Here is an 18,478-nt window from a genome sequence, read left to right as displayed (position 1 = left end):
GGACGTGCTCGTCCGGATCGGCCGGCCACGACCACGAGTCCGGTGTCCACGGTCCGAGCTGCCGCTTGACCAGCAGGAACGCGTGGTCGCCGGCGCCCACAGGATGATGCATCAGGTGGCCGTCGGCTCCCGTCCACAGCTGCAGGCGGCCGGGGTCGGGGAGCAGGGTGAGTCGCGAGCGCGGGACGATCCCGCGCCAGGCGACGCAGCCGGAGAACTGCGCGTCGTCGTAGCCGACGACGTGCTCACGCAGGATCGAGGCGGCACCGTCGGCGCCGATGACGAGATCGGCTTCGGCCGGCTCGCGGCCGGCGAGCTCCAGCGTGGCGGGTCCGTGGTCGTCGTCGGTGAGGCCGATCAGACGGTGGCCGAGGTGGAGGCCGTCGGTGCCGAGCGCCTCGCTGAGGAGCGCGTGCAGGTCGGCGTGGCGGATGCCGTAGCACGGAGCGCCGCAGCGGTCCGCATACTCCAAGGCCGAGAGCACCCGGCCGATCGCGGCGCCCGTATGGCCGTCGCGCCAGACCAGACCGTCGACGGTCGCCGAGGCCTCACCGAGGGCGGGCTCGAGCCCGAGACGCTCCAGGAGCCTGGTCGCGTTGGCGGTGAGCAGCACGGCGTCGCCGGTGGGATGCGGGTCGGTCGCGGCCTCGTACACCTCGACGTCGATGCCCTGGCGGCGCAGGGCGACGGCGAGGGTCAGGCCACCGAGGCCGGCACCGACGATCGTGACCCGCCGGGCGCGGCGGTCTCGGCGTAGAGCTGCCCGAGCGATCCTGCTGACTGACATCGCACGCTCCTTGGGAGGTTACGTTCGAAACGTACCCCAGGCCCCCATGTGCGCGTGGATGGTTACGAGAACGTCAGTTGACGTCGAGCGTCTGGTCCTTGCCGATGTCGCTGGTCTCGATGGGTCCGAGCCCGAGCAGATCCAGGGCCAGGTTGCCGAGGTCGGCGTTGCGTACGGGTTGCGGGCCCTCGTAGTCGGGGCGGCCCTTGCCCGGGTCGCGGTAGTCGTCGGAGTTGAGCTCGTAGAGGTCGGCGCCGGGCTCGGCGTCCGGCCCCCACACGACGAACGGGATCCGGTAGTTCTCGTAGACCTTCTCGGAGTGGTTGGTGATGCCGGGCTTGAACCCGTGGTCGGCGGTCAGGATGACGTCGAGCTCCTTCTTCAGCCCGGCGTCGGCGTCGATGACCTCCAGGAGCTCACCCACCTGCCGGTCGGACTCCTCGACGGCCTCCAGGTACTCCGGTGACATACCGCCCGACCTGTGTCCGGCGACGTCGGGAAGCGACAGGTGTACGAAGGTGAGGTCGCGCTGCTCGTCGGCCAGGTCCTCGGCCGCGGCCGGGACCAGCTCGTCGTGGTCGTCGATCGGGACGAACAGGTCGATGTCGTCCTCCCAGGCCCGCTGCCACACCTCGAACTTCTGCTTCGTGACGAACACGCCGGTGCTGAGCCCGGCCTCGTGGGCGACGGTGAACACCGAGTCCTCGTCGGACGCGATCGACTTCGCCGGGTCGCCGACGTTCCAGGTGACGCCGTGGCCGCCGTCGTCGGCGGCGATGGGGTCGCCGGTGACCATCCCGGTGTGGTTGGGCAGGGTGATGTTCTTCTCGTAGGCCGTGCGGGCGTTGAGCGTCGAGGCACCCTCGTCGATCAGCCGGTGGATGTTCGGCGTCTTGGCCGGACCGAGCTTCGCCAGCGCGTCCGGGTTGAGCCCGTCGATCGAGATCGCGAGCACCTTCCGGTCGGCCTGGGCGGCCTCGCGCTCCGCCCGGTCACCACCGTCGCGGCCCGGGAGCGCGGTGAACGCGACGACGAGCACGACGACGACGAAGATGCCGATGGAGACGAGCGGGAAGAGGCGACGCACCGGCACACCCTAAGTGAACCCGATGGCACCTCGGGCGAACGATCAGCGAATGTCTAGTGACTGAGTTGAGTTCAGCGTGCTGCCGGGGATCGGGCCCAGGCCGAGCAGGTCGAGGGCCAGGTTGCCGAGGTCGCCGTTGCGGATCGGCTGCGCACCGGCGTACGTCGGCCGGGTCGTCCCCGGCGCGCGGTAGTCGGGGTTGAGCCGGTAGAGCGAGGCGCCGCGGGCGACGCCGGGACCCCACACCACGAACGGGATCCGGTAGTTGGCGTAGAGGTGGGCGCTGTGGTCGGTGGCAGTGGCCCTGAATCCGTGGTCAGCGGTGAGGAGGACGTACGTCGACCCCCGCAGCGCCGTCGAGGAGTCGATCGCCCTCAGCAGCCTGCCGATGCGGGCATCGGTGCGGATCACCGAGGCGCGGTAGGCCGCGCTCATCCCGCCGTCGCGGTGCCCGTGGTGATCGGGGGAGCCGAGGTGGACGACGGTGAGGGCGCGCTTGTTGGCCACCAGGTCGCGTGCTGCTCGGTCGACCAGGTCGGAGTCGCCGTCGACCACGAACCGGTCGATCGAGGGCCAGGAGCGGTCGAAGATCGCGAACTTCGACTTCGAGGCGAACAGCGCACTGCTGCGGCCGGCCCGCCCGACCTGGCTGAAGACCGACGAGACCGGATGCCCGGCGGCCTCCTGCACCGTCATCCAGGGCCGGTCGTCGTTCCAGGTGACGCCGTGGCCGTGGGCGGACCGAGCGATCCGGCGTCCGGTGACCATGGAGGTGTGGTTGGGCAGGGTGACGTTCTGCTCGTACTCGCTGCGCGCCTCGCGGGTCGAGGCGCCACCGCGCATCAGCCGGTAGATGGTGGGCAGGTGGCCCGGACCGAGCCTCTCGATCGCGGTCACGCTGAGCCCGTCGACGGAGATCGCCAGCACGCGCTTGGTGGTGGCCGCGTCCGCCGGCCGCCCGGGCAGCTCGACGACCGCGAAGGCGACGCCCAGCAGCGCGAACAGGGCCGTCAGCACCAGCGAGCGCCGCGAAATCGTCATAATCGGACGTTAACCGCTTTGATTCACCCCGATCATGAACGTGAGATGTATCTCGGGTATGTCTCGAGTGACCCCCAGCACTGCGAAGTCGCGGCGTTTGGGCCTAGCCTTGACGATTGTGCAGTCCGTCTCGTCCCTGGGTTCGACCTCGCCCCTGGGTTCAGCCCAGCCTGACCGTGACGCTCCGATCGGGATCTTCGACTCCGGCTTCGGCGGTCTCACCGTGGCGCGGTCCGTGATCGACCAGCTCGCCCACGAGTCGATCCTGTACGTCGGGGACACCGCCCGCGCCCCCTACGGCCCGAAGCCGATCGCCGAGGTCCGCGAGTATGCCCTCGAGTGCCTCGACCACCTCGTCGCCCAAGGCGTGAAGGCCCTGGTCATCGCGTGCAACTCGGCCTCGGCAGCAATGCTGCGCGACGCCCGCGAGCGCTACAAGCCGCTGCCCGTCGTCGAGGTGATCCTGCCCGCCACCCGTCGCGCCGTCGCGGCTTCCCGCACGGGCCGCATCGGGGTCATCTGCACGCACGCGACCGCGGAGTCGATGGCCTATGACGACGCCTTCGCGGCGGCACCCCACGTTTCGTTGCACACCCGGGCGTGCCCACGGTTCGTCCCGTTCGTCGAGGCCGGCATCACCGGCGGGGACGAGCTTCTGGCCGCCGCACACGAATACCTGGACCCGCTGACCAGCGCCGGGGTCGACACGCTGATCCTCGGGTGCACCCACTATCCGCTCCTGACTGGTGTGATCTCCTATGTGATGGGCGACAACGTGACGTTGGTCAGCAGCGCCGAGGAGTCGGCGAAGGACGTCTACCGCGTCCTCGCCGAGAACGACCTCATGCGCGAGAGCGGCGAGCCGACCTACACGTTCCTCACCACCGGCAACCCCGCCGAGTTCAAGGCGATCGGCGCCCGCTTCCTCGGCCCAGAGCTCGCGGCCGCCCAGCAGTTCGCCGGAGGGTTGGGATGACCTCCGGGATGCGGCTGACCGTCATCGGGTGCTCGGGCTCCTACCCCGGGCCCGACAGTCCCGCCTCCTGTTACCTGGTCGAGGCCGACGACTCGCAGGGACGGACCTGGCGGATCGTGCTCGACATGGGCAACGGCGCACTCGGGGTCCTGCAGCGCTACGTCGACCCGCTGCTGATCGACGCGGTCCTGCTCTCTCACCTGCACGCCGACCACTGCGTCGACATGACCTCCTACTACGTCCTCCGCAAGTGGCACCCGACCGGACCGCAGCCACCCATCCCCGTCTACGGCCCCAAGGGCACCGGCCGGCGGCTGGCGAAGGCCTATGACCTGCCCAAGCGCCCCGGGATGCGCGAGGAGTTCGCGTTCTCGACCTACACCGGGCCGATCCATCTCGGTCCGTTCGTGATCACCCCGACGGCGGTGGAGCATCCGGTCGATGCGTACGGGCTGCGGATCGAGGCGCACGGCAAGGTCCTCGCCTACAGCGGCGACACCGCCGAGACCGAGGCCCTCCTCGACATCGCCACCGACGCCGACCTGTTCCTGTGCGAGGCGGCCTTCCGTGACGGCGTCGAGAACCCTCCCGGGGTCCACATCACCGGTGTCCACGCGGGGGAGTACGCCACCAAGGCCCATGCGAAGAAGCTGGTCGTCACCCACGTCCCGCCCTGGCACGACTCCGCCGACGCTCTCCGCGAGGCGCGGTCGGCGTACGAGGGGCCGACGGAGCTGGCGGCGACGGGGGCTGTGTACGACATCTGAGGTCGGGTCGGGATACCCGGTTAACCGGGTATCCCTGCACTTCTCAGGTGTTGCAACGCCAGAGAAGTGCAGGAAGAGCCTGAGCAGTGTGACTCGTGTGGTCGACGAGGCGGGCGACTCAGACCAGCCCGGCGTCGTGGACGGTGATCGCGATCTGCACGCGGTTGGTGGCGCCGAGCTTGTCGAACAGACGTGACACGTGGGCCTTGACGGTCGGGATCGAGAGGTAGAGCTCCTTGGCGATCTCGGCGTTGCTCAGCCCACGCCCGACGGCGAGCGCGACCTCGTGCTCACGCTCGGTGAGCGCCTCGAGGCGGCGGCTGGCGGCAGCGGCGCGGTCACCGGTCGGCTCGGCGCGGAGCCGGGTGATCAGCGTACGGGTGGCCTTGGGGGAGAGGATCGGCTCGCCCGCCGCGACCGCGCGGATCGCCGCGACGATCTCGGGCGGCGGCGTGTCCTTGAGCAGGAACCCCTCGGCTCCCGCGGCGAGGGCGTCGACGACGTACTCGTCGGCACCGAACGTGGTCAGCACGATCACCCGCGGCGGCCGGGCGTCGGCCAGCACCCGGCGGGTGGCGTCGAGCCCGTTGATCCGGGGCATCCGGATGTCCATCAGCACCACATCAGGGGCGGACGTACGCACCAGCGCGAGCGCCTCCTGGCCGTCGGTCGCCTCGCCGACGACCTCGATGTCGGCCTGACCGCCGAGCATCAGCGCGAGGGCCGACCGGACGAGCGGGTCGTCGTCGACGATCCCGACCTTGATCTTGACCGGACTCCCTGGGGCCCCTGGACTGCTCACTGGCCCCACGGTAGCCATGCTTCGAGGATGAAGACATCCTTTTCCGTACGGTGCGTGAGCCGTCCGCCCGCAAGGTCGACGCGTTCGGTGAGACCGACCAGGCCGAGCCCGGCGCCCGGGGTGTTCGAGTCGAAGCCCAGCCGGTTGCGCAGACGTACGTCGATGCCGTGCTCCTCGGAGCCTTGCAGCGCGACCTCCAGCAGCGCTCCCGGGGCGTGCTTGCGGGCGTTGGTGATGCCCTCCTGGACCACCCGGTAGATCGACCGCCCGACCGCCTCCGGCGGGGAGCCCTCGACGTCGTCGGTGAAGGTGATGTTCATGCCGCCCGCACGGGTCTCCTCGACGAGGCGGCCGAGATCGGCGTACGTCGGCTGGGGCGCGGTCTCGGGGTCCTCGCCGTTGCCGCGCAGCACGCCCAGGACGGTTCGGAGGTCCTCGAGAGCCCGGTGGGCACCGTCGCGGATGGTGCCGACCTCGCCCCGGATCTGGTCGGCGGAGAGGTCCTCGCGGTAGGCGAGCGCCCCGGCCTGCATGGAGATGTGGGAGATGCGGTGGGCGAGCACGTCGTGCATCTCGCGGGCGATCCGCCGGCGCTCGGTCTCGCGGGCCTGGGAGACCCGCAGCGCCTGCTCGGCCTCCGCCGTCTCGGCACGGAGCCGGAGGGTGGCGATCAGCTCACGGCGGGAGCCGATGTACATGCCCCAGGCGACCATCGCGGCGATGATCACCACGTTGGCGCCGAGGCTGAAGCCCCACAACGGGATGCCGGGGATCTCCTCGGTGGGGGTGGTCTCCATCACTGCGAACCAGAACATGCCGGCGGCGACGTTGAGCAGGGAGATCGGGATGATCTCGCGCCAGCGGCGCCGGGTCGCCAGCGAGACCAGGGCGAGGCTCGACGCCCCGGCGGAGAGGATCGAGAACGCCCCGGCGACGATGGTGAACGTGGCGATCGCCACCGGCCAACGGCGGCGCCAGAAGACCAGGACCATGCAGACGACGCCGAGGCCGAGGTCGAGCAGGAAACGCCACTCCGGCCACCCGTCGGTGCTGGATATCAAGGCGATGGCGCTGATCCCCAGCGCGAGGAGATACCGCCACACGTGCCCCCACAGGCTCAGGCGTGGCTGATAGGCCTCGGGTGACGGTTGCTGCACGGCGTACACGCTAGTCAACCGAGGTCTGGGTGACAGGATCCCGTGGTCGGGACCGGCCCCATACTTTCGTCGGGTCGCGGGTCATCCGTATGTCCGATGCGGTCCGCGTCGTCTGCACGGCAGGATGTGGGCCATGATCAAAGTCGAAGGACTGACGAGGGTCTATGGGACCTTCACCGCGGTCGACGACGTGTCGTTCACCGCCGAGGCCGGCAAAGTCACCGGCTTCCTCGGCCCGAACGGCGCGGGCAAGTCGACCACCATGCGCATCATGGTCGGCCTGACCAACCCCACCAAGGGTCGGGCAACGATCGACGGCAGCCTCTATGCCGACCTCCCCAACCCGGGCCGCCACGTCGGTGTGCTGCTCGATGCCAGTGCCCAGCACGACGGCCGCACCGGCCGCGAGGTGCTCACGCTCGCCGCGATGACGATGGGTCTGCCCAAGTCGCGCGTCGACGAGATGCTCGAGCTGGTCTCGCTGACGCCGTCGGAGGCCAAGCGCCGGATCAAGAACTACTCCCTGGGCATGAAGCAGCGCCTCGGCATCGCGCACGCGCTGATCGGCGACCCCAAGGTCCTGATCCTGGACGAGCCGGCCAACGGCCTCGACCCGGCCGGCATCCGCTGGATGCGTGGCCTGCTGAAGGAGTACGCCGACCGCGGCGGCACCGTCCTGCTCTCCTCCCACCTGCTGCACGAGGTCGAGCAGATCGCCGACGAGCTGATCCTCATCGGCAACGGCCGCATCGTGGCGGAGGGCACCAAGGACACGATCCTCGCCAGCCAGGGCACCGCCGGCCAGTCGCTGGTCACCTCCCTGGACAACGAGGCGCTCACCGTCGCGCTGAAGGCCAAGGGCTACAGCGTCGAGCCGCTCGGCACCGGCATGCGGGTCTCCGCCGCTCCGGCCGAGGTCGGCAGGGCCGCTCTGGAGGCCAACGTCGTGCTCACCGACCTGCGTGACGGCGGCGCCGGTCTCGAGGACATCTTCCTGCAGCTCACCGCCGAAACCCAGCGCGAGAGCACCACCCAGATCCACGCCGAAGGAGTCTCCGCATGAGCGCCGTGTCCGTAGCGCCTTCCACCCCGCTCCCGGCGGTGACCAAGGTGCCCTTCGGCCGGCTTCTGCTGGTCGAGTGGCGCAAGATGACCGACACCCGTGCCGGTCGCGCCCTACTGATCATCTCGGCCGGCATGCTGCTGCTGGCCATGGGCATCGTGGTCCTGGTGGCCGCGCTCAACGACAACTTCACGCTCGGGCTCTCGGCCTGGTCCTCGATCCTGACGATCCCGCTCTCGCTGCTGACGCCGGTGCTGGCGATCATGATCGTCACCCAGGAGTGGGGCCAGCGCACCAACATGGTGACCTTCAGCCTCGAGCCGAGCCGGCTGCGGGTGATGGCGGCCAAGCTCGTCGCCGTCGTCGCGTTCGCCCTCGCGCTGATCGCGGTCGCGCTGCTGTGCGGCATCGTCGGCAACGCCCTCGCCGCGGCCGTCGGCGGCTACGACGCGAGCTGGTCGATCGACGGGCAGGTCCTGGGCTGGAGCATCGCGCAGCAGCTGCTCTACTTCGTGAGCGCCTTCGGCATCGCGATGTGCCTGCTCAGCACTCCCTTCTCGATCGTGGTCGTCTACGTCGACCAGCTGCTCCTGCCGCTGATGGTCTGGTCCACGCTCTACTTCATCTTCGACTGGGCCGCAGACCTGATCCCGTTCATCGACATGGGCTACGCGTTGTCGCCCTTCATGGGGGCCGGCGGCATGATGCCGGACGGGACGCAGCTCCCCGACCCCGGCACGCAGGAGGTGCTCGCGCTGATCTGCAGCATCTTCCTGTGGGTGGTCGTCCCGGTCGTCCTGGGCGCCTACCGGGTGCTCAAGTCCGAGGTGAAGTAGTTCATCGGACTGTTCGCGACACGACACACGGGGGTGGGTGCTTCGGCACCCGCCCCCGTCACCGTTGTCGGACGTGGGCACCTACCTGCGTTATGCGGCGCTGGGCGACAGCGCCACCGTTGGGCTCGGCGACCCGACTGTCGAGGGTTGGCGAGGATGGGCCCGGCTGCTCGCCGGGGCTCTGGGACAGACGTACGACATCTCCTTCTGCAACACCGCGATCGTCGGTGCGACCTCGACCGTGGTGGTCGAGCAGCAGCTCGCCGACGCGGTGGCGCACCGGCCCGACGTGGCCTCGCTGATCGTCGGCGTCAACGACGTGATGCGCTCGGCGTGGGACACCGACAGACTCCGGAACGACCTGATGACCTGCGCCGACGCGCTCGCGGGCCAGGGTGCGCTGCTGATGACGGCGCGCTTCCACGACCACTCGGTGATGTGGCCGATGCCGGGCTGGATGAAGCGGTCGATCCAGCGGCGTACGGCCGATCTCAACGCCATCTGGGACGAGGTCCACGCCACCTACGGCGGTCTGCGGCTCGACCTGGGGGCCGTTCCCGACCTGCACGAACGCCGCTTCTGGGCCGCCGACCGACTGCACCCCTCCGAGCTCGGCCATCGGCGGATGGCCCGGGCGTTCGGCGAGCAGCTGGTGACGTACGGCTTCTCCTTCGAGCCGCCGTCGCTGGAGCCGGGCGGCGGTCTGCCCACCAGCTGGCGCCAGGACCTCGCCTGGATGGCGGGTGAGGGAGTGCCGTGGATGGGGCGGCGGGCGCGCGATCTGGGGCCGTGGGTCGTGCGGCGGGCCTGGGCGCGACCCAGCGGTGAACCCAAGCGGGAGACCGTTGCATAGGGTGGTCCCGTGACCACACGAGCTGACGGGCGCGCCGACGACGAGCTGCGCCCCATCAAGATCACCCGCAACTGGCTCGACCACGCGGCCGGGTCCGTCCTCATCGAGTTCGGCAAGACCCGCGTCCTGTGTGCCGCCTCGGCCTCCGAGGGCGTGCCGCGCTGGCGCAAGGGCTCCGGGCTGGGCTGGGTGACGGCGGAGTACGCCATGCTGCCCGCCGCCACCCACGAGCGCTCCTCGCGCGAGTCGGTGAAGGGCAAGATCGGCGGACGTACGCACGAGATCTCCCGCCTGGTCGGGCGCTCGCTGCGCGCCGTGATCGACTACAAGGCGCTCGGCGAGAACACGATCAACATCGACTGCGACGTGCTGCAGGCCGACGGTGGGACCCGCACCGCGGCGATCACCGGCGCCTACGTCGCGCTGGCCGACGCCGTCACTTCGCTGGGTGTGCAGAAGGCGCTGACCGGCTCCGTCGCCGCGATCTCCGTCGGGATCATCGACGGCGTGCCGCGGCTCGACCTGCCCTACGAGGAGGACGTCCGCGCCGAGACCGACATGAACATCGTGATGACCGGCGAGGGCAAGTTCGTCGAGGTGCAGGGCACTGCCGAGGGCGTCGCCTTCGACCGCAGCGAGCTCGACGCCCTGCTGGCCTTGGGCGAGAAGGGCTGCGCCGACCTGACCAAGCTGCAGGAGGCCGCACTTGCCGGCTGAGCCCAAGAACGAGACCAGCATCCACGTCGCCTCGCGCAACGCCAAGAAGCTGGCGGAGATGTTCCGGATCCTCTCGCCGCTGGTGCCCGGCGTCTCGGTCGTCGGCCTCGACGACGTCACCCACTACGACGAGCCGGTCGAGGACGCGCCTGACTTCGAGGGCAATGCGCTGATCAAGGCCAGGGCCGGTTTCCAGGCCACCGGCCTGCCGACGGTCGCCGACGACTCGGGCCTCTGCGTCGACGCGCTCAACGGCATGCCCGGCGTGCTCTCGGCCCGCTGGGGCGGCCCGCCCAAGTCGGACGCCCGCAACAACGAGCTGCTCCTGGCGCAGCTCTCCGACGTACCCGACGAGCGCCGCGGCGCCCACTTCGCGTGCGCGATCGCGTTCGTCTGGGACGGTGGCGAGATCGTCGTCGAGGGCCGCATGGACGGCCGCATCATCCGCGAGGTCCGCGGTGACGGCGGCTTCGGCTACGACGTCCTGTTCGTCGCGGTCGACACCGAGGACGGACGTACGTCCGCCGAGCTGTCGGTCGACGAGAAGGACGCCATCTCCCACCGTGGCCGCGCCCTGCGCGAGATCGCTCCGCAGATCGCCGCCGCGCTCAGCTGATTTGGGTGCTTGACCGAGGTGACTCGGTCAGAGGGCGGGTGGATGCTCACCGAGGTGACTCGGTCAGCATTCGCCCGCGTCGCACCGACCCCGAAGCCCGTACGTCGATCCTCGAGCGCCACGCTTCACTAACCTCTGCGCGTGGCCACCCTCGACGAACAGCACCGCCAGCACGCCTACCGGGTCCGGCTCGACTGGGGGCCGGTGGGCGCCGAGGCGATCGGGCCCGCGGACATCGCTGTCGTGGTGGACGTGCTCTCGTTCACCACGACGCTGACGGTCGCCGTCGAGCGCGGGATCGAGGTCTTCCCGTTCCGCTGGCGGGACGGGCAGGCGGAGGCGTACGCACGCGAGCGCGACGCCGTTCTGGCCGTGCAGCGTCAGGACGCGGTGCCCGGCCGACCCTCGCTCTCGCCCGCGTCTCTGCGCGAGGCCGACGGGGTCCGCCGTCTGGTCCTGCCCTCGCCCAACGGCTCGACGATCAGCAGCCTGCTCGCGGAGAGCGGTTCCACCGTCGTCGGGGCCTCCCTCCGCAACCGCACCGCCGTCGCCCGGTGGCTGGCTCCTCGCCTCGCCGAGGGCGCCAGCATCGCTGTCGTCGCCTCGGGGGAGCGCTGGCCGGACGGCACGCTCCGGCCGGCGGTCGAGGACCTCTGGGGCGCCGGGGCCGTCCTCGACGCCCTCGTCACCGACGACCTCTCGCCCGAGGCGGCGATGGCGCGCGACGCGTTCCGCGCTGCCGACCTCCCCGTCGCGCTCCACGCCTGTGCCGGTGGCCGCGAGCTGATCGCGAAGGGCTACGCCGAGGACGTCGTCGTGGCCTCGGAGGTGGACAGCGCGTCGGTGGTGCCGCTGCTGCGTGACGAGTCGTTCCGGGCCGCCCCTGCCGATCCGGTCACTGATCGGTGCTGAGCCGGCCCTCCAGCCCGATCTGCCAGTCGAAGAGCCCGTGCTCGACCAGCAGCGTGAGCAGGGCCTTGTCGAGGCCGGTCGCGATCGCGACGCCGATGAGGACCAGGACGACACCGAGCACCTTGTGGAAGGCGCCCTCGGGGTCGATCGCCCACCGCAGCCGGGAGAGCAACGCCCGGCCACCCACCATGACCGCGGCCAGCAGGAGGATCAGCCCGGCGACGTACGCGATCAGGTAGCCGAGTCCGCGCAACGGCTCGGCCGGGAGGATCGCCGCCACGATCAGGGCGTACGTCGGGCTGCAGGCGCTGAAGACCGGGCCCATGCTCGCGCCCAGGAGGACGTCACCGCTGATCCCGCCACGGTTGCTCGCCCGGGCCAGGCGCTCCTGGGCGCGGGAGCCGAGCCCGAGCCGGAACACGACCGTGTCCCACAGCCGCGGCCAGAGCATCACCACGCCGAAGAGCGCCACGATCACGCCGGAGACGATGCTCCAGAACCGGGGCGGCACGTCGATCAGCAGGGTCGTCGACTTCAGCAGGACGCTGAACACGATGACGGAGACCCCGAGCGCGGCCACCGCGACCCAGGGCCGCCGCTCGCTGGTCCCGCGGGAGAGGATCACGGGCACGAACGCCACCACGCACGGGGCCAGCACCGAGAGCGCCCCGGCGAGGAACGAGGCGAGCAGGAGCGTCACTGGGTGTTCTCGAGAATGGCGTCGACCGACTTGTCCTGGCCGTAGCCCGACCACAGCTTGACCCGCTCGCCGGAGGGGTCGACGCGTACGAAGGTCGACTGGATCGTCACCTCGTACTTCTTGCGCAGGTCGGTCGCGGAGTCGTAGTCGACCTTCAGGATCTGCGCCCCGTCGGGCACCTCGCCGCTCTTGATCGCCTCCTCGAACCCGCGGCACTCCGGGCACCACGGGGCGTGGAAGAAGAGGATCGTGTCGGTGTAGCACTCCTCGGCGACCGCCGCGGCGGAGTAGTCGGCGTAGCGGCCCGGCGCCTCGCAGGCGGGGCTGTCCGAGGCCATGTCGTCCGGCGCGGACTCGGTGGTCGACGCGGGCGAGGAGGCGGGTGAGGAGACGGGCGGGGTCGTCGGCTCGCTCGCCTGCTCGGCGCTGGTGCCGCAGCCGGCGGCGAGGAGGACGAGGGCGATCACGGTCACGATGCGAGAGCTCATGTGACTGGGTTCGGAGTGGATCACCCCACGGACGGGTGTGCTCGTGCGCATGGAGTCACGGCCTCACTGGAGAGCGGCGGTGAGCCGCAGCACGTTGTCGACGTACGCCGCCATCTTGGGCCGCGCGAGCCACTCCTCGAGCAGCAGTTCGCGCGAGATCGCCCGGTAGCCGTCCTCGACCTTGCGCAGCTGTGCCACCGGCTCGCCGTCGAAGAGCATCAGCGAGATCTCGTAGTTGAGGGCGAAGGAGCGCATGTCCATGTTGCTCGACCCGAGCACGGCGACCTCGTCGTCGATGCTGAAGTGCTTGGAGTGGAGGACGGCCGGCTTGGGGTAGAGATAGATGCGGACCCCGGCCTCCAGCAGCGCCTCGTAGTAGGAGCGCTGGGCGTGGTAGACCATGAACTGCTCCTTGCCCTCGCTGACGAAGAGCTCGACCTCGACGCCGCGGCGGGCGGCGGTCGTCACGGCGTACAGCAGCGACTCGTCCGGCACGAAGTAGGGGCTGGTGATCGAGATCCGCTTCTTGGCGGCGTACATGAGATAGGTGAACGCGCGCAGGTTGTTCTCGGCGTCGACACCCGGTCCGCTGGGCACGATCTGGCCGGTCACGTCGCCGGCGCGCGGTGCGGGGGCGGCCAGCTCGGAGCGCAGCAGCTCCCCGGTCTCGGTGTCCCAGTCGCTGGCGAACACGACGTTCAGCGCGGTCACCAGCGGCCCCTCGATCCGAGCGTTGAGCTCGACCCACTCCCGGCCGGCCCGGTGGTTCTTGCGCTTGTTGTAGCCGGGCTCGATGAGGTTTTGCGAGCCCGTGAACGCAACGCGGCCGTCGACGACCAGGAGCTTGCGATGGTTGCGCAGGTCGGGGCGGCGGATCTGGCCGCGCAGGGGGTTGATGGGGAGCAGCGGGTGCCAGTCGATGTCGGAGGCGTCGAGTCGCTTCACCAGCGTGCGCCAGACCGGGATACCGCGTGAGCCCAGGTGGTCGAGGAGGAGTCGCACCCGCACGCCGCGGGCGGCGGCCCGGTCGAGGGCGTCGAAGAACGGCTCGGTGACATGGTCGCAGGCGGTGATGTAGAACTGCGCGTGCACGTACGTCTCGGCCCGGTCCACCGCCGCCGTCATCGCCTCGACGGAGGCCGCGTAGTCGTCGATCAGATCGACGCGGTTCCCCGCCCTGGCCGGCAGCGAACCGAGCCGCTCGTTCAGCTCGATCGTCGCCGCGTCCACCTCGGAGATCGTCTTCGGGTGCGGCACCCTGGGAAGGCCGCGGACGTACTCGGTCACCTCGTCGTTGAGGGCCCGCTGACGGGCATGGCGCCGTCGGTCCAGCCGGGTCTGACCGAGCAGCAGGTAGCCGATCAGGCCGATTCCCGGGATGAAGAAGATGGCCAGCAGCCACGCCATCGCGCTGCTCGGGCGCCGGTTCTTCGGCACCACCCCGAGCGCGACCACCTTCACGAGCACGTCGATGACGTAGATCGACGTGCTCGTCACCTCCGCGGCATTCATGCGGCTCAGCATGCACCACACGCATCGGTGTGGGAATCTTCTGACATGGTTCGACTCTTCCCCGCCGCCCGCCGTGCCATCGCTGCTGAGCAGGCCTCGCCGCCGGTCTGGGACGTCGACGTCGCCGCGCAGCGGGAGGAGGCCCGCAGGCTGGCCGCGGCCGAGGTGAAGGAGGAGGTCGCGGAGGTCACCGGGATCGACGCCGACGGGGTTCCGTGCCGGCTCTACACCCCTGAGGACGTACGCGAGGGGTTGATCGTCCACCTCCACGGCGGCGGGTTCGTCTTCAACGACGTCGAGGTCCACGACGGGGCGTGCCGGAAGCTGGCCAACAGGAGCGGGCTGCGGGTGCTGTCGGTCGACTACCGCAGGCCTCCGGAGAACCCGTATCCCGCGGCTCCCGACGACGTCGACACGGTCGTCAAGTGGGTGGCCAACGACCCGCTGCTGAGCACGCTGCCGGCGTACGTCCACGGCGACAGCGCCGGCGGCAACCTCGCCCTGGTAGCGGCGCTGCGCAACCCTGGCGTCTTCGGCGCGGTGGTGCTCGTCTACCCGTTCCTCGACCCGTCGATGAGCACGCCGGGCTACACCATGGCGGACGGCTGGAACGAGGAGGCGGCCTGGTACTGGGAGCAGTACGCCGCCACCGAGGCCGACCTCCGCAACCCCGACCTCGGTCCCTATCTGGCCTCCGACGAGGAGCTTCGCAACCTGCCGCCCACCCTGATCGTCAGCGCCGAGGGCGACATCCTCACCGACGAGAACGAGGACTTCGCGCTCCGGCTCGCCGACCTCGGCGTCGACGTGGTCGCCTTCCGTGCCGTCGGGCAGATCCACGGCTTCTGGCGCCACGGCAAGACGTTCCCCGCAGCGGAGTCGGTGATGGCGATGACCGCCGGCTTCTTGAACCAGCACGGCTCGAGGGGGCGCCCGTGACCGAGCCCTACGACGTCACCGAGACCCGGGCCGCCTACGACACGGTCTCCAAGGCGTACGCCGAGATCGTCGACCCCTCGGTCACCGAGACGTCGTTCGACGCCGGAGTGCTCGACACGTTCGCCGCCTACGTACGCAAGGATGGCGGCGGGCTCGTCGGCGACATCGGGTGCGGTCCCGGCCGGATCACCGCCTACCTGGCCGAGCGGGGGCTCGACGTCTTCGGGGTGGACCTGTCCACGGGCATGATCGCGCAGGCGATGGAGCGGCATCCGGCGCTCCGGTTCGAGGTCGGCGACATGGCGCGTCTTCCGCTGCGCGACAGCGAGCTCGCGGGGGTGCTGGCCTGGTACTCGCTCATCCACACCCCGCCCTCGCGTCGCCCCGAGGTCATCGGCGAGCTCGCCCGGGTGACCCGGCGCGGAGGTAGGTTCGTGACCGCGTTCCAGGTCGGCGACGAGCACGTGCGCCACATCGGTGCCTACGGCCACGACGTCACCTTCGACGGCTACCGGCTGCCCGTCGAGGCGACCAGTGCGCTGCTCGAGGAGGCGGGTTTCGAGGTCACCGCGACCGTGGTCCGCTCCGCGGAAGGGTGGGAGCGGACGCCACAGGCCTATCTCATCGCGCGCCGGCGCTGACGGGATGGGTCGACCGGATAGGTTGCGCCCATGACGCAGCAGCCCTACCACGTGCCCCTCTTCTACCTTCGCCAGAAGGTCACGCCCTTCGCCAACAAGTACGTCGCCCAGGCCGCCGACCCCGACGGCTCGGAGGGTCAGGTGCTCGCCTTCGCGCAGCAGAAGCGGCTGGCGTTCAAGGAGCAGGTGACGTTCTACGCCGACGAGTCGAAGTCGCAGGCCGTCTTCGCGTTCAAGGCGCGTGCGGTGATGGACCTCAACGCGGGCTACGACGTCACCGACGCGAGCGGCGCGCCGCTGGGTTTCTTCCGCAAGGACTTCGGCAAGAGCCTGCTGCGCTCGACCTTCCACGTCGAGGGCCCGGGCTACTCCGGCACCGGCCAGGAACGCAACCAGCTGGTCGCCATCCTGCGTCGCTTCACCGAGCTCGACTTCCTGCCGATCCACTTCGACTACGTGTCCTCCGAGGGTCAGCCGCTGATCTCCATCGAGCGCCGCTTCGCCTTCCGTGACAAGTACACCGTCACCGTCCACGACCCTCGCGTCGACTTCCGTGTCGCCGCCGCCGTGGCGGTCGCGATGGACGCGTTGATGCAGCGCTGACCTCTCGGCTCAGGCTTCGTCCGCCGGCTGCAGGTGCCGGCGAACCAGGCCGAGCAGCTTCCGGTGGGTGGCGGCGTCGGCCGCCGCGATCATCCCGCGGCCGGTGTGGATCGGGTCGCCGTTGAGGTCGGTCACGACGCAGCCCGCCGCCTGGCACAGCGCGATGCCCGCGGTGAAATGGACGCTGCCCTCGAGATGGCCGTCGGTGACGTACGCCGCGCGTCGGCCGGCCGCGACCCAGGCGACCGCGAGCGTGGAGGACATCACCCGCGGCCCGAACTCGGCGCGCAGGCGTGGGTCGGCGACGAGCTGCCCGCCGACGAACGGCCGGTCGAGCATCCCGTCGCACTGGATGTCGACGAGCCTGGTGCGCGGCGTCGGGGTGAGGACGGTGTCACCGCCGCCCTTGCGGATCCGGGCCGACGTGCCGTCGGTCCAGAAGATCTCCTCGCTGATCGGGTCGGCCGAGACCGCCGCTGTGACGCCGTCGGGCGTCACGAGCGCGACGTTCACCGCGGCCAGCGGGGTCTGAGCGGCGTAGTTGAGGGTCCCGCAGAGCGGGTCCACCAGCCACCTCCGCTCGCTGTCGCCGGTGCGGCCGGTCTCCTCGCCCTCGAAGGCGTCGTCGGGCCGGTAGGTCGCGATCGTCTCCCGGATCGCCTTCTCCGAGGCGATGTCCGCTTCGGTCGCGAAGTCCGTCGGCGACTTGTCGAAGTGGCTCAGGTCGGTGCCGTACATCTTCCTGACGACCGCCGCCCCCGCGGTCGCCGCGGCGATCGCGACGGCCTCGTCCGGAAATGCCTTTCGGAAGGCGTCGATCGCCGGATCGTGGTGCTCCTCCGGCTCGTCGCCGATGAAGACCGCCACGACCTCTGCCTCGGGGTCCTCGTCGAGCGCCGGGATGAGCCTGTCGCGCCAGCTCCACAGGTTGGGGTGGTCGTAGTCGGTGTAGGCCTCCGCGGGGCTGATCAGCTCGATCGCCCGCTCGAGTTGTTCTTTGGACAGTCTGTACGCCGCGGTGCCGTTCTTGTGTCCGACGACGGTTGCCATCACGACCGCTGGGAGGCGGTGGCCGTAGGCGTTGACCAGGGGGAAGTGTTCTGGTTCGTGGGTGGTCGCTGTCGATGGGCGAAGGCCTACGCCGTGAGCTTGTGGTGGAGTCCAGCCTTCGATGGCCGTCTCGAACCGTGTGCGTGCGGCGAGGATCTCGTCCATCGTCTTCCACTGGGTCACGGGCGGGAATCTAGCGGGGGGTTGTTGTTCTCGGCAGTGGTTTTCGACTGCCTTTGGGGGTGAGGGCCGCCGACCCTTTCCTTGAGGGTGTTCTCGCCGGACCCCGGAGTCAAGGACGGCCTTCGGCCGCCGGCTTCGCCGGCCGCTTTTCGCGGTCCTTGACACCGGGGTCCGGCGAGAAAAGATTTGGCTGGCTATCGGGGCGGCGGCCCGGGCGTGGCGCAGCAGAAGAGGGTCGTTCGCTGGCCGCGAAAGTGGGGTTTGACCTGGGAAAATAGGTTCCCGGAGGGGTGGTTCTGGAGTAGAATAGGGACCATCACAGCACACCCCTTGAAGGCGGGAAAGCGATGAGTCTCGGGAGCGGGATCGACCACTGGGGAACCAACCCCGGCGACCTGATCGACGCTGTCCTGACCTCGATAGAATCCTCCCTCCAAGACCTGCTCGCCAGCGATCCGGTCTACTGGCGGACCGGGCAGAAGAAAGACCTCCTCGAGCGACTCGAGAAACTGCAGGCCCAGCAGGCCGGGTTGAAGCTGCGTGTCCTCGCGACTGCGGGTGATATCGCTGAAGAGACCGGTGCGAAAGACGCTTCCGGGTGGATGCGGACCGAGTTGCTGGTCGACAACGCGGTCGCCCGCGCCCAGGTCAAGTTGGCTGCCGGGGTTGCGAAGTATGACCTCGTCGCCGATGGTCTGGCCGAGGGTGTGGTCTCGCAGGACAAAGCGAGGGTGATCACCAAGGCCCT

At 69.9% G+C, this 18,478-nt stretch carries 20 protein-coding genes and 1 pseudogene; 12 read left to right on the top strand and 9 right to left on the bottom strand.

Annotated elements, in window-relative coordinates:
- From ACFVJS_RS13335 to ACFVJS_RS13325, 3 genes are all read right to left on the bottom strand, one after another.
- Positions 1-787 (bottom strand): FAD-dependent oxidoreductase (locus ACFVJS_RS13335; RefSeq protein ID WP_378880647.1); only part of this gene is annotated, 787 nt, incomplete at its 3' end.
- Positions 788-860: 73 nt separating this feature from the next.
- Entirely contained in the window at positions 861-1,874 is a 1,014-nt protein-coding gene (locus ACFVJS_RS13330; protein ID WP_378880645.1) for an alkaline phosphatase family protein, read from the bottom strand.
- A gap of 42 nt (positions 1,875-1,916) precedes the next feature.
- Positions 1,917-2,915: an alkaline phosphatase family protein gene (locus ACFVJS_RS13325; RefSeq protein ID WP_378880641.1), complete on the bottom strand. Its 999-nt coding sequence runs from the start codon at positions 2,913-2,915 to the stop codon at positions 1,917-1,919.
- A 118-nt stretch (positions 2,916-3,033) separates the two neighbouring features.
- Between ACFVJS_RS13325 and murI the strand changes: the two genes are divergently transcribed.
- Together murI and ACFVJS_RS13315 are read left to right on the top strand one after the other, a co-directional pair.
- Positions 3,034-3,891, top strand: a complete 858-nt coding sequence (gene murI / locus ACFVJS_RS13320; protein WP_378880640.1) for a glutamate racemase — start codon at positions 3,034-3,036, stop codon at positions 3,889-3,891.
- Complete coding sequence (locus ACFVJS_RS13315) at positions 3,888-4,658, top strand: MBL fold metallo-hydrolase (protein ID WP_378880637.1); 771 nt, start codon at positions 3,888-3,890, stop codon at positions 4,656-4,658. Before murI ends, ACFVJS_RS13315 begins: the two co-directional genes overlap by 4 nt.
- A 118-nt stretch (positions 4,659-4,776) precedes the next feature.
- Here the strand turns inward: ACFVJS_RS13315 and ACFVJS_RS13310 are convergent, their stop codons facing one another.
- The gene (locus ACFVJS_RS13310; protein WP_378880635.1) at positions 4,777-5,460 is read right to left on the bottom strand and encodes a response regulator; all 684 of its coding nucleotides are present in this window, start codon (positions 5,458-5,460) and stop codon (positions 4,777-4,779) included.
- On the bottom strand, positions 5,457-6,617 hold the full coding sequence (locus ACFVJS_RS13305) for a sensor histidine kinase (protein WP_378880633.1): 1,161 nt from the start codon (positions 6,615-6,617) through the stop codon (positions 5,457-5,459). The genes ACFVJS_RS13310 and ACFVJS_RS13305 overlap by 4 nt, the downstream gene beginning before the upstream one ends.
- A 133-nt stretch (positions 6,618-6,750) precedes the next feature.
- Here ACFVJS_RS13305 and ACFVJS_RS13300 point away from each other — a divergent pair, with 133 nt between their 5' ends.
- From ACFVJS_RS13300 to ACFVJS_RS13275, 6 genes are all read left to right on the top strand, one after another.
- Positions 6,751-7,680 (top strand): ABC transporter ATP-binding protein, encoded by a 930-nt coding sequence (locus ACFVJS_RS13300; protein WP_378880630.1) that lies wholly within the window; start codon positions 6,751-6,753, stop codon positions 7,678-7,680.
- Positions 7,677-8,516, top strand: a complete 840-nt coding sequence (locus ACFVJS_RS13295; protein WP_378880628.1) for a hypothetical protein — start codon at positions 7,677-7,679, stop codon at positions 8,514-8,516. Before ACFVJS_RS13300 ends, ACFVJS_RS13295 begins: the two co-directional genes overlap by 4 nt.
- 73 nt (positions 8,517-8,589) lie before the next feature.
- The gene (locus tag ACFVJS_RS13290) at positions 8,590-9,369 is read left to right on the top strand and encodes an SGNH/GDSL hydrolase family protein (RefSeq protein WP_378880625.1); all 780 of its coding nucleotides are present in this window, start codon (positions 8,590-8,592) and stop codon (positions 9,367-9,369) included.
- Between the two features lie 9 nt (positions 9,370-9,378).
- Positions 9,379-10,086: a ribonuclease PH gene (gene rph / locus ACFVJS_RS13285; protein WP_378880623.1), complete on the top strand. Its 708-nt coding sequence runs from the start codon at positions 9,379-9,381 to the stop codon at positions 10,084-10,086.
- Positions 10,076-10,702 carry an RdgB/HAM1 family non-canonical purine NTP pyrophosphatase gene (rdgB, locus tag ACFVJS_RS13280; protein ID WP_378880621.1) on the top strand — a complete coding sequence of 209 codons (627 nt, stop codon included), beginning with the start codon at positions 10,076-10,078 and terminating at the stop codon, positions 10,700-10,702. The genes rph and rdgB overlap by 11 nt, the downstream gene beginning before the upstream one ends.
- 141 nt (positions 10,703-10,843) lie before the next feature.
- Positions 10,844-11,614 (top strand): 2-phosphosulfolactate phosphatase, encoded by a 771-nt coding sequence (locus ACFVJS_RS13275; protein WP_378880618.1) that lies wholly within the window; start codon positions 10,844-10,846, stop codon positions 11,612-11,614.
- On the opposite strand, the gene ACFVJS_RS13270 is transcribed toward ACFVJS_RS13275, so the two are convergent.
- The 3 genes from ACFVJS_RS13270 to cls all read right to left on the bottom strand — a co-directional run bounded on the left by ACFVJS_RS13270 (position 11,598) and on the right by cls (position 14,314).
- The gene (locus ACFVJS_RS13270; RefSeq protein WP_378880615.1) at positions 11,598-12,314 is read right to left on the bottom strand and encodes a cytochrome c biogenesis CcdA family protein; all 717 of its coding nucleotides are present in this window, start codon (positions 12,312-12,314) and stop codon (positions 11,598-11,600) included. The genes ACFVJS_RS13275 and ACFVJS_RS13270 overlap by 17 nt on opposite strands.
- Positions 12,311-12,802 carry a thioredoxin family protein gene (locus ACFVJS_RS13265; RefSeq protein ID WP_378880612.1) on the bottom strand — a complete coding sequence of 164 codons (492 nt, stop codon included), beginning with the start codon at positions 12,800-12,802 and terminating at the stop codon, positions 12,311-12,313. The genes ACFVJS_RS13270 and ACFVJS_RS13265 overlap by 4 nt, the downstream gene beginning before the upstream one ends.
- A 63-nt stretch (positions 12,803-12,865) precedes the next feature.
- Positions 12,866-14,314 carry a cardiolipin synthase gene (cls, locus tag ACFVJS_RS13260; protein ID WP_378880610.1) on the bottom strand — a complete coding sequence of 483 codons (1,449 nt, stop codon included), beginning with the start codon at positions 14,312-14,314 and terminating at the stop codon, positions 12,866-12,868.
- 45 nt (positions 14,315-14,359) lie between these two features.
- On the opposite strand from cls, the gene ACFVJS_RS13255 reads away from it, so the two are divergent.
- From ACFVJS_RS13255 to ACFVJS_RS13245, 3 genes are read left to right on the top strand one after another with little or no spacing between them, the layout of a single operon-like run.
- A complete protein-coding gene (locus tag ACFVJS_RS13255) occupies positions 14,360-15,253 on the top strand; it encodes an alpha/beta hydrolase (RefSeq protein ID WP_378880607.1) in 894 nt (297 codons plus the stop codon).
- Entirely contained in the window at positions 15,250-15,894 is a 645-nt protein-coding gene (locus ACFVJS_RS13250; RefSeq protein ID WP_378880605.1) for a class I SAM-dependent methyltransferase, read from the top strand. The genes ACFVJS_RS13255 and ACFVJS_RS13250 overlap by 4 nt, the downstream gene beginning before the upstream one ends.
- A gap of 30 nt (positions 15,895-15,924) precedes the next feature.
- A complete protein-coding gene (locus ACFVJS_RS13245) occupies positions 15,925-16,497 on the top strand; it encodes a hypothetical protein (RefSeq protein ID WP_378880602.1) in 573 nt (190 codons plus the stop codon).
- A gap of 9 nt (positions 16,498-16,506) precedes the next feature.
- Here ACFVJS_RS13245 and ACFVJS_RS13240 read toward each other — a convergent pair whose 3' ends face one another.
- A complete protein-coding gene (locus ACFVJS_RS13240; protein ID WP_378880599.1) occupies positions 16,507-17,730 on the bottom strand; it encodes an inositol monophosphatase family protein in 1,224 nt (407 codons plus the stop codon).
- A 347-nt stretch (positions 17,731-18,077) separates the two neighbouring features.
- Between ACFVJS_RS13240 and ACFVJS_RS13235 the strand changes: the two are divergent.
- Positions 18,078-18,478, top strand: a pseudogene (locus ACFVJS_RS13235) (HNH endonuclease); the annotation flags it as partial.

The sequence above is a fragment of the Nocardioides sp. NPDC057772 genome, from assembly GCF_042798075.1.
In the GTDB taxonomy this organism is placed as follows: Bacteria; Actinomycetota; Actinomycetes; order Propionibacteriales; family Nocardioidaceae; genus Nocardioides.
Note: the sequence above shows the minus strand (reverse complement) of the source record. Positions and strands in the feature narration are given on the sequence as shown.